General features: G+C 41.3%; 9 protein-coding genes. 6 read left to right on the top strand and 3 right to left on the bottom strand.

Annotated features, from left to right (window positions below; all coding sequences use genetic code 11):
• From B2X33_RS04065 to B2X33_RS04055, 3 genes are all read left to right on the top strand, one after another.
• On the top strand, window positions 1-1,388 hold a 1,388-nt coding region (locus tag B2X33_RS04065), incomplete at its 5' end, for an FAD-binding oxidoreductase (protein ID WP_296667841.1).
• Window positions 1,389-1,581: 193 nt separating this feature from the next.
• Window positions 1,582-2,754, top strand: coding sequence for a pyridoxal phosphate-dependent aminotransferase (locus tag B2X33_RS04060; protein WP_296024906.1), 1,173 nt, complete (start codon window positions 1,582-1,584; stop codon window positions 2,752-2,754).
• 365 nt (window positions 2,755-3,119) lie between these two features.
• Window positions 3,120-3,779, top strand: coding sequence for a GntR family transcriptional regulator (locus B2X33_RS04055; RefSeq protein ID WP_296667839.1), 660 nt, complete (start codon window positions 3,120-3,122; stop codon window positions 3,777-3,779).
• A 94-nt stretch (window positions 3,780-3,873) separates the two neighbouring features.
• On the opposite strand, the gene B2X33_RS04050 is transcribed toward B2X33_RS04055, so the two are convergent.
• The 3 genes from B2X33_RS04050 to B2X33_RS04040 all read right to left on the bottom strand — a co-directional run bounded on the left by B2X33_RS04050 (window position 3,874) and on the right by B2X33_RS04040 (window position 6,551).
• The gene (locus tag B2X33_RS04050) at window positions 3,874-4,521 is read right to left on the bottom strand and encodes a methionine ABC transporter permease (protein WP_296024911.1); all 648 of its coding nucleotides are present in this window, start codon (window positions 4,519-4,521) and stop codon (window positions 3,874-3,876) included.
• Window positions 4,518-5,549 carry a methionine ABC transporter ATP-binding protein gene (locus B2X33_RS04045; protein WP_296024913.1) on the bottom strand — a complete coding sequence of 344 codons (1,032 nt, stop codon included), beginning with the start codon at window positions 5,547-5,549 and terminating at the stop codon, window positions 4,518-4,520. The genes B2X33_RS04050 and B2X33_RS04045 overlap by 4 nt, the downstream gene beginning before the upstream one ends.
• Before the next feature lie 147 nt (window positions 5,550-5,696).
• Window positions 5,697-6,551: a MetQ/NlpA family ABC transporter substrate-binding protein gene (locus tag B2X33_RS04040; RefSeq protein ID WP_296667836.1), complete on the bottom strand. Its 855-nt coding sequence runs from the start codon at window positions 6,549-6,551 to the stop codon at window positions 5,697-5,699.
• 364 nt (window positions 6,552-6,915) lie between these two features.
• Here B2X33_RS04040 and B2X33_RS04035 point away from each other — a divergent pair, with 364 nt between their 5' ends.
• The 3 genes from B2X33_RS04035 to B2X33_RS04025 all read left to right on the top strand — a co-directional run bounded on the left by B2X33_RS04035 (window position 6,916) and on the right by B2X33_RS04025 (window position 10,359).
• Window positions 6,916-8,133, top strand: coding sequence for a M20 metallopeptidase family protein (locus B2X33_RS04035; RefSeq protein ID WP_296667834.1), 1,218 nt, complete (start codon window positions 6,916-6,918; stop codon window positions 8,131-8,133).
• 160 nt (window positions 8,134-8,293) lie between these two features.
• Complete coding sequence (locus tag B2X33_RS04030) at window positions 8,294-9,328, top strand: 3-deoxy-7-phosphoheptulonate synthase (protein WP_296667832.1); 1,035 nt, start codon at window positions 8,294-8,296, stop codon at window positions 9,326-9,328.
• Window positions 9,329-9,522: 194 nt separating this feature from the next.
• The gene (locus B2X33_RS04025; protein ID WP_296667831.1) at window positions 9,523-10,359 is read left to right on the top strand and encodes a phosphohydrolase; all 837 of its coding nucleotides are present in this window, start codon (window positions 9,523-9,525) and stop codon (window positions 10,357-10,359) included.
• Window positions 10,360-10,464: the final 105 nt, after the last annotated feature.

Here is a 10,464-nt window from a genome sequence, read left to right as displayed (position 1 = left end):
TTAAACAACTTTCAAAAATTATAAAAGACGAAAGCCGGATTATTTACGGTGAAAAAATTGAAAAAAAATTTCTTTCGGATACTTTGGGCCGCAAACAGGGAAGTGCATCAGCTCTTGTTTTTGTAAAGTCAACGCAGGAAGTGAGCGAAGTTTTAAAATTTGCCCACAAAAATAAAATTCCTGTAACTCCGCGTGGAGCAGGAACAAATCTTGTAGGTTCGACAGTTCCGTTTGAAAATGCAATTATAATCGATTTTTCACAGATGAACAGAATTCTCGAAATCGACAGGGAAAATTTTACAGCGACTGTTGAACCAGGCGTTATTTTGCAGGATTTTCAAAAATATGTAGAAAGCCTTGGACTTTTTTATCCGCCAGATCCCGGCGAAAAAACGGCATCAATTGGTGGAAACATAGCGACAAATGCCGGCGGAATGCGTGCTGTAAAATATGGCGTCACAAGAAATTATGTAATGGGACTGGAACTTGTTCTTGCGGACGGAACAGTAATTCAAACAGGCTCAAAAAACCGCAAAGATACAACTGGCCTTGATATAAAAGACCTTGTGATTGGTTCTGAAGGAACACTTGCCGTCATAACAAAATGTCTTTTAAAACTCGTTGGCAAACCTGAAAGTTCTGCGAGCCTATTAATTTCGTACGACAGTCTTAAGGCTGGAATTGAATCTGTTCCGCTGATTTTAAAGGCAAATATAAATCCGACCGCAGTTGAATTTATAGAACGAAAAGTTGTCGAAATGGGCGAAAGTTTTTTAAATAGCGTAAGTCCTGCCGAAAAAAACATTCATTATCCTGATACTGATTGCAAAGCCTATCTTTTGATTACATTTGACGGAAGCAGGGCAGAAATTGACGCTGCGATTTTAAAATTAAAAGAAATTGTAAAAAATATAAGCCGCGGTTTTTTTGTTCTGAACGACACAGAACAAAGCGCAAATATTTGGCGTGTGCGCGGTTGTCTTGTAAAATCTGTGGAAGCGGTGAGCGAGCAGGAACCTTTGGACATTGTTGTGCCGATTAGCCAGGTTGATAAATTTGTAAAGTATGTAAACAGGCTCGAAGCTGAAACTGGCATGCAAATGATAAGTTTTGGACACGCCGGCGACGGAAATGTTCATTTGTGTGTGGTTCGTGGCAGCCGAAGCGAAGAAGCCTGGCAAAAAGAATTGCACGAAAACCTTAAAAAACTGTATGAGCAGACGCACAGTCTTGGAGGCTTGATTTCTGGTGAACACGGACTTGGTGTGAGCAAGCGTGAATTTTTCTTTGGACAAACTCCACAGAAAAATGTAGCATTGATGAACGCTATAAAACAGGCATTTGATCCGGAAAAAATATTAAACAGAAAAATTAGCTATGTAAAATAGGATTTTCTGGTACAAAGAGAGCGGCTTTTGTTTTTACGGACAAGGGATTGGAAGGGCGGCAAAGCCGTTGCGGAACGAAGTGGAGCAATGCAGGCGAAAGCCAGAACCCTGCAAAGCCCGGTTTTTGTCAGCCAGCTTTGTTGGCTGACAAAAATGGCCCGGAATATTAAAAATAATTAGATGGAAGGCAAAAATGAAATCTTTATCTGTTAGAACTGCAAATTTTACTGATTCGGTTATACGCAGAATGACGCGCATTTCGTTAAAATACGATGCTGTAAATTTAAGCCAGGGATTTCCGGATTTTGAACCGCCAAAGCCGATTTTGGACAGGCTTGCGCAGGTTGCCTACGAAAATTTTCATCAGTATTCGTTAACATGGGGAGCGCAGAATTTTCGCGAAGCGTTGGCGGCAAAACAGTCAAAATTGATGGGAATTCCTGTCGACCCGAATTCCGAAATTGTGACGACCTGCGGCGGAACAGAAGCGATGATGGCTGCAATGATGACGATTTGCAATCCTGGCGACAAAGTTGCGATTTTTTCGCCATTTTATGAAAATTACGGAGCGGACACAATTCTTTCGGGCGCAGAACCGGTTTATATTCCTCTTGTTCCGCCAAAGTACAATTTTGATCCGGAAAAGCTCGAAGACGCATTCAGGGCTGGAGCAAAAGCGCTGATTTTGTGCAATCCTTCAAATCCGTGCGGAAAAGTTTTTACTCTTGAGGAAATGACGGTGATTGCCGACCTTGCAAAAAAATACGATGCCTATGTTGTAACCGATGAAGTTTATGAGCATATCATTTACGCACCAAACAAAATGGTTTATATGGCGGCGCTTCCGGGTATGAAAGAACGGACAATTGTCTGCGGCTCGCTTTCCAAAACTTATTCGCTTACAGGCTGGCGGCTTGGCTATACAATTGCTCCTCCAGAAATTACAGACCGGATAAAAAAGGTTCATGATTTTTTGACAGTAGGAGCGGCCGCGCCTTTGCAGGAAGCAATAGTTACCGGTTTAAAATTCGGGCAGAAATATTACGACGAATTGACGGCAAAATATACTCACAAACGCGACATAATGTGTAAAGGGCTGGATTCAATCGGACTTAGGCACAATGTTCCGGAAGGCGCTTATTACATAATGATTGATTTTAAGGATTATATGAAAAAACTCAACGTAACGAGCGATCTTGAGTTTGCAGAAATTCTTTGCCGGGATGTTGGAGTTGGAATGGTTCCGGGTTCTAGTTTTTTTAAGGAAAATGTAAACGACTATCTGCGGATCCATTTTGCAAAAAAAGACGAAACTTTGAACGCAGCCCTCGATCGGCTTTCAGAAATCAATCAAAAGTTAAAATAAAACTTGGCAGAAAAATAAAACGCTTTAAGAATTCTTAAAGCGCAAAAACTCTGCCTAATTAGCCAGAACTTCGAGTTTTATAGTTTAATGTCATTAAGAGATTCCCTTGTCAGGCAAGAGAATGACATAAAGCGGACTGTCATTATCGGGCTTGCCATTTGTCGTTACCAGATTTGTTTTTCTGTCATTATCGGGCTTGACCCGATAATCTACTGAAAAACTACACTAGATTGGCGTATCAAGCACGGCAATGACTGTTCTTTTCAAAATTCGACATTCAGGCTAATTTCCTTTGAAATTTAATGCACGATATATTAAAATAAAGCCATATTTTGCATAATACAAATAACCAATGGGGGTTAGCTGTGTCTGGTTTGATTAAAAAAGTTAGTTTGCGCGATCAGGTTTATGAATATCTAAAAAATGGAATTTTAAATCAGGATTTTAAACGTGGCGAGAATATAAATCTTGACGAGCTTTGCCGGACTCTCGGTGTAAGCAACACGCCGATTCGCGAAAGTATAAACTTGCTTGTAAAAGAGGGATTGATAGAATACAAGCACAATATGGGATTTTTTGTAATCGATCCAGATAAAAAAACGGTAAACGAAATTCTTCAGGTTGTTTTTTTTCTTGTAGTTGCCGCGTACCGTTTTTGCTATCGCAGTGGAAAAATGCCGAAAATTTTGCCGGAACTCGAAGCTCAGCTTCAAAAACAAAAGAAACTTTTGGACGAAGGCAATGCGGTTGGATATATCGATATTACGCACGATTTTGAACGCTGCATAATCGAAGGAGTAGGCAACTCAATGCTGGTCAAAGAATATGACGCTAAAGAAACCTTGATGGCGTTTATTTCGACCTATTATTCTGACAACAAACTGGAAGCCCTAAAAACAATTTACGCACAGCACGCGCACATTCTCGATCTTATGAAATCCGAAAAACTCGAAGAAGCCGTGCTTGCAATGCGCGAGCATTATTATAAACCGGAGCTTTACGTAAACGGCCAGAATCAAAAATAAAATTCGGGCGTTCCGGCTAAAGCCGTCGCTATGTTCCAGGTTCCGCTTGCGCTCCAGCCGCCTGCGGCGGCCGGCCTTGCCGCCTTGCACAACGCTAACGCTTTTTTGCAGAACGAGTTCCAATCACCTGGATTATCTGAACAAAAATAATCAAAATAACAACTGTGCTTGTCATTAACGGCGTGTTAAATCTTTGATAACCGTAGGTTAAAGCCAAATCGCCAACTCCGCCGCCACCGACAGCCCCAGCCATTGCCGTTGCTCCGAGCAAGCCAACAGTTCCTGTCGTAATTCCCAAGATAATTGAACCTTTTGCTTCCGGCAGAACAAATTTAAAAATCGTCTGAAAAATTGTTGCGCCCATCGCCTGGCTTGCTTCTATAATTCCCTTGTCTGTTTCAAAAAGCGCGTTTTCTATGAGCCGCGCAAGATATGGAGCAATGTATGCCGTAAGAGGAACAAGCGCTGCTGTTGAGCCTACGCGGGTTCCGACAATTGCTTTTGTAAACGGCATAATGTACACAATCAAAATTATAAATGGAACTGAACGGATTATGTTTATAATTGCGCTTATTATATTGTAGATAATCTGATTTTGCTTTATTCCGCCTTTTCGCGTTAAAAAAAGAATTATTGCAAGCGGAAAAGCGATTAAAAGTCCTGCCAAAAGCGAAATTCCGACCATATAGACAGTTTGCCCTATGCTGAGCCAGATTTTTGAAGCGCTGATTCCAAATATCATAATTTAACCTCCACTGCCGGAACACCGTGTTCCTTAAAAAATGTTTCCGCTGCTGCTAATTGTTTTTCTTCGCCAGTAATCTGCACTGTCTGAAAACCCACAACTTTTCCCTCAAGTTCTGTAACAGTTCCGTACAAAATCGAAATATTTACGCCAGTTTCTTTTATTGCAAGCGACATAATCGGATTGTCGGCGTTTTTTCCGTCAAAACGCAACCGAACGACTTTTTGAGGCTTGTCGTAATCTCGTAAATAACTTTTTACACTTTCCGGCAGCTGGTCGTTAATTACAGTCCGGATAAAACCTTTAGTAGTTTCTTTTTGCGGATTTCCAAACACGTCGATTACATTTCCGCTTTCGACAAGCTCGCCTTTTTCCAGAACAGCAACTTTATTGCAGACTTTTTGAATTACGTTCATTTGGTGTGTAATCATCAAAATTGTAACGTTTAAATCTTTGTTTATTTTTTGCAAAAGCTCCAAAATTGAATCTGTGGTTCGCGGGTCTAAGGCGCTTGTTGCTTCGTCGCAGAGCAAAATTTCTGGATTGAGGGTCAAAGCGCGTGCAATTCCAACGCGCTGTTTTTGGCCGCCGGAAAGTTCGTTTGGAAAAGAATTTGCTTTTTCGTCCAGCCCGACAAATTTTAAAAGCTGGTTTACGCGGGCTGTAATTTTTGATTTTGGCCAATGCTCAAGTTCCAGCGGAATTGCAATATTTTGAAAAACCGTGCGGCTTTGGAGCAGATTAAAATGCTGAAAAATCATTCCGATATTTTTTCTAAAACCGCGAAGGTTTTCGCCTCTTAATTCAAGGACATTTTCGTCATTTACAATTATGCTTCCCGAAGTTGGTTTTTCCAGAGCATTTATCATGCGCACAAGAGTTGATTTTCCGGCTCCAGAAAAACCGATTACTCCAAAAATGTCGCCTTTTTGCACAGAAAGCGAAATATTTTTTAGAGCGTGAACTTCGGAATCTTTGGATTTGAAAGTTTTGCTGATATTTATAAATTCAATAATATTTTTCATAAAAACTCCTGCGATTCTGCGTTAGGGATTGAAAGGGCGGCAAAGCCGTTTGCGGTTGCAGGCAGCCGCAAATGCAGGCGAAAGCCGGAACCCTGCAAAGCCCGGCCGCCGCTTGCGGCGGCAACGCCCTTAATTTTTTTTCAAATTTTAATTGAATTCGTATCCTTTTGGAATCCAGAAAAGTCCGTTTTCGTAATTTGTTTTTTCGAGATAAGCCTTAAATTCTGCGCTGTGGTAGGCGGCAACCAAATCTTTTGCCCACTGCGAGTTTACATTGTCTTCGCGGACAACAACCTGCAAAATCAAGTGAGGAAGAACATCTTCTTTTGCGAGCGCTGTGCTGGCGTCGATTCCGGCATTGTAAACGATTGAGCCTGTAATTATTACAAAGTCAAAGTCGTCCTGAACCTGAGGAATGTTCAAGCTTTTCATTTCGGTAAACTGGATGTTGTACGGATTTGACGCAATATCTTCGCTTGTGACTGTCGAAAGATTTACATTTTCGCGCAAAGTAATCCAGCCGATTTTCTGGAGCAGAACATAAGCTCTGGCAGTGTTTGCCGGGTCGTTTGGAACGGCAATTTTTGGTTTTTTAATATTTTTAATTTCGTCCAAGGATTTGTAATGGCTCGAAAACATGCTTGCAGGAACTGTCGGAATTGGTGTAATTGGAACAAGATGTCCGTTATTTCCTTTGTTGTAGTTTTGAGCGTAAGCCGTGTGCTGTTCAACGTTAAAATCAACATCGCCGCCATTTACAGCATCGTCCGCCAAAGAAAGCTCAGAATAATCGTAGCCTTTTAAGGTGTAGCCTTTTTTTTCAAGAATCGGTTTAACCGCATTTTCAAAAAGCACAGTGTAAGGGCCTTGCGAACGGCTGTAGGTGAGCGTTTTTTTTGCAGAATCCGTATTTTTGCCAGGCTCAGCCTTTTTTGTGCAGCCCATCAATGCTGCTCCGGAAATAATTAAAGCTGTTAATAAAAATAATTTTGTAACTCTCATAAAAACCTCCTGTGAGTTGCATTTTTTTTGGGTGCTGCCTTCGCTTTGCTCAGGCCGGGTGTTCCACCGTTGCGCTTTCGCTCCAGCCGCTTCCTTCGCTCCGCTCAGTCCAGTGGCCGCCTCCGGCGCGGTTCCATACCCTAGCACTTTTTTGTTTTTTAACCTATTGACTAACTAGGTAAAAGCGATGTATAACAAATACATCAAATAAACCTAGTATGTCAATAGGTTATACGAAAAATATATGAAAAAATTTTTTTATTCATATAAGCGCATAAAGCGGAGTGTAAGATAAAAACAGCCAAAAATAACGTCTGTTTTTATTTTTACAAGTTTGCGTTGCAAACTTTATTGGAGGCAAAAAATGAACAATTTATCGTCAAAAGAAGATTCTGCAAAATCAGAAAACAATTCACCATCTTTTATAGAAGCAAAAAGCCTTTTGGAATATATGTGGGAGCAGCGCTGCTATTTTCATTCGCATCCGGAACTTGGCCTTAAAGAATTTGAAACTTGCAATAGAATCGAACAGGAACTTAAAGCTTTAGGTTTGTCTCCTTACAGGGTTGGCCAGACAAACGTAATTGCCGAAATTGACAGCGGCCGCCCTGGCAAAACCCTTTTTTTGAGGGCAGACATAGACGCTCTTCCTGTTCAGGAAGAGAATAATGTTCCATATAAAAGCCAAAATCCTGGAATTATGCACGCTTGCGGGCACGACGGCCATGCAGCTTATCTTCTTGGAACTGCAAGACTTTTGCTAAACCACAAGGCGGATTTTTCTGGAAAAGTTATTCTGTGCTTTCAGGCCGCGGAAGAAATTGGCAAAGGCGCGAGACAGATTATTGAAGCAGGCGTTTTGGACAAAGTTGACAGGACTTTTGGAATTCACTTTCAGGCAGGAATGGAAGTTGGAAAAATCGGAGTAAAAACCGGAGCGGACATGGCAAGCTGCGACCGGATAAAAATCAAAATTCACGGAAAAGCGGCCCATATTACAAGACCACAGGACGGAGTAGATTCTGTTTTTATTGCAAGTCTAACCGTTGCAAAACTTCATACTGTTGTTTCGAGAGTGATTTCGCCGGTTGAAGGGGCAATTTTGGGAATCGGTTCTATTCATTCTGGAACAACGTACAACATAATCGCCGGCGAAGCCGAAATTGAAGGAACAATCCGCACTTTTAGCGCGGAAAGCCGCAAAAAACTTGCAGAAAAGGTTGAAAAAATTGCAAAAAATACAGCAGAAGAATTTGGCGGCAGGGCAGAAGTCGAAATTGAAGACATTTGCGATCCTTGCACAAACCCAAAAGAGACAGCCGCGGAAGTTGTAGAATCGGCAAAAAAAATCACAGCGCCAGAAAATGTAATTACAGACTTGGAAAAGCGTTTTGGCTCAGATAATTTTGCAGATTATTCAAGAAAAGCTCCTGGAACATATGTCCATGTAGGCTCTTCCGACAGCGAAAAAAACAGCTGGCCGCATCACAACGAGCATTTCGACTTGGCAAAAGAAAGTCTGGCGTATGCCGCTGCCCTGGCATTGCAGTATTCGCTGGATTATCTGAATAAAAGTCTGTAAAAAAACGCATTTGACCGGTTGGTGTAGCAAAATGCGCTCAAAAAGCTTTTTACACGTTTATAAATTTACTTTATTTTTTATAGCCGTTTTGTTATAATTACTATAAATAGAAACGAAAGAATCTGCCGAATTTGCGCGGATTTTTGCGGAGGAAAATTTTATGGATATGCAGATGAACTTTGTTCGCAAGCTTCCAGTTCCGGCTGAATTAAAAAAACAGTTTCCGCTCGGAGAAGAAGTTGCAAAAATTAAAGAAGCACGCGATCAGATTATAAAAAATATTTTTGAAGGCAAGGACGGCCGCTTTTTGCTGATTATCGGTCCATGTTCTGCCGACAACGAAACTGCCGTTCTCGACTACATGAACCGCCTTGTAAAAGTTCAGGAAAAGGTTAAGGACAAGATTTTTATTATTCCGCGCGTATACACAAACAAGCCGCGCACAAAAGGAACTGGCTATAAAGGCATGCTGCATCAGCCTGACCCGACAAAAGGCGAGGATATGCTTGCAGGAATTATTGCAATCCGCGAAATGCACACACGCGTTGTAAAAGAAACTGGCTTTACATGCGCCGAAGAAATGCTCTATCCGGAAAATCACCGTTATCTTTCTGACTTGCTCGCTTACGTTGCAGTCGGCGCCCGTTCAGTCGAAGACCAGCTGCACAGAATTGTCGGAAGCGGCGTTGGAATTCCAGTCGGAATGAAAAACCCGACTTCGGGCGACATTTCCGTAATGATGAATTCAATCACAGCGGCTCAGGCGCATCAGAAATTCTTGTACCGTGGCTGGGAAGTAACGACAGACGGAAATCCCCTCGCGCATGCAATTTTGCGCGGATATGTAGATGCTTACGGCCGGGCTCATGCAAATTATCATTACGAAGATTTGCGCGCGCTGATTGACGCTTATGCCGAATCAAAGCTTCAAAATCCTGCTGTAATCGTAGACTGCAACCATTCAAATTCCGGCAAAAAATATCTCGAGCAGATAAGAATTTCAAAAGACGTAATCCATAGCTGCCATTCGTCTGAAGACATAAAAAAAATTGTAAAAGGACTTATGATTGAAAGTTATCTCGAAGACGGCGCGCAGGCAATTGGCGACGGAGTTTATGGAAAATCAATCACCGATCCTTGTCTTGGCTGGGAAAAAACCGAAAAACTGATCTACGACCTGGCAGATTATCTGTAATTTTTGTATTCTGGCAGGCTTTCCGTACTTCCGCGTCTTTGCGCTCCATCGTTTTGCAAAGCAAAACGACGCCTTCGGCGGTACTCCAATCCCTGCCGCAAAAATTGAATAAAAAATATTAGATTTTGTTAAAAAAAAGGTTAAAATTTTATACAAATGAAATTTTAACCTTTTTTTAATGTTATAATGTCATTATGAAATCTGTAAAAGAAATGTCGGTTGACCAAAAATTGGTTCAGCTTGCAAAAGAAATAATTGAGCTTACACCCGAAAAAGACGAGCTTCCGCTCAAAGTAATCGAAATTTTAATCAACGATGAAGAAGTGCAGGCGATTCAGGATTATGCAAATACTGTTTCGATTGTCCGGCTTGGCTTTAACGACCATGGGCCTGTTCATATGCGCACAGTTTGCCGCAACGCGCTCAAAATGCTTAAAATTCTCTATACTTGCGGCATAAAGACCAGCCTCGAAAATGAGAATGCCGGAAGTTTTTCTGACAGCGTAACGGCAGTTGTAATTGCAAGTTTTTTTCACGATTTTGGAATGACGATCGGCAGACAGGACCATGAGCTTTATTCAGGAATTCTTGCATTCAATATGATAGAAAGAATTTTAAAAACTGTGCTTCCAGAATCAAAAGACTTGAACCGGCGGGTTATAATCCGTTCCATGGCTCTTGAAGGAATTCTTGGCCACATGGGAACAAGAAAAATTCATTCTATAGAAGCCGGCCTGATTCTTATTGCCGACGGTTGCGACATGACAAAGGGACGCGCGCGAATTCCTATGGAAATGAATTCAAAACCGTCTGTTGGCGATATTCACAAGTATTCTGCAAATTCGATCGAAAAAGTAAAAATTCTTCAAGGCAAAGAAAAGCCGATAAAAATCGAAGTGCACATGAGCGCTGACGTTGGATTTTTTCAAATTGAAGAAGTTCTTCTGCAAAAAATAAACAACAGTCCGGCAAAAAACCTTGTGGAGCTGTTTGCAAGCGTTGAAGGGCAGGACGAAAAGCAATATTTATAAATTTTAGTTAAAAAAACTACTTTTGTAGTTTTTTTTTGACAAAATGCCGAATTTTGTATTGCAAAAAACGGTTTGAAAATTTATCATAGGCTCATAGGCTCATAG

Source organism: Treponema sp. UBA785 (assembly GCF_002297065.1).
Taxonomy (GTDB): domain Bacteria; phylum Spirochaetota; class Spirochaetia; order Treponematales; family Treponemataceae; genus Treponema_D.
Note: the sequence above shows the minus strand (reverse complement) of the source record. Positions and strands in the feature narration are given on the sequence as shown.